This window comes from Cohnella fermenti (assembly GCF_004801405.1).
Classification (GTDB): Bacteria; Bacillota; Bacilli; order Paenibacillales; family Paenibacillaceae; genus Cohnella; species Cohnella fermenti.
Map to the genome: position 1 here is coordinate 1 of NZ_SSOB01000152.1, position 307 is coordinate 307.

Sequence of the window (307 nt, forward strand, 5' to 3'; positions counted from 1 at the left end):
CGCAAATCCTTTACGATTTGTTGTTCAAGGCTGCCGCAGAAACGCTAACCGAGCTGGCGGCTGACAAGAAGTATTTGGGCGCACAGATTGGCTTTACCTCGATCCTCCATACCTGGGGACAAAATCTTATGCACCATCCGCATTTGCATGTTGTCGTTCCCGGGGGAGGAATCGATGCGACCAACAAGTGGGTCCCTTCCAAGAAGAAGTTCTTTATCCCGGTGAAGGTGCTCTCCAGAAAGTTCAGAGGCAAGTTCCTGGCCTATCTCAAGCAAGCCGAGCTCCAATTCTTCGGTACCACGGCAGA

General features: G+C 51.8%; 1 protein-coding gene. It reads left to right on the forward strand.

Going from position 1 to position 307, the window contains the following annotated elements:
- The coding region (locus tag E6C55_RS33400) for an IS91 family transposase (protein ID WP_211093710.1) at positions 1-307 on the forward strand (307 nt) is incomplete at both ends.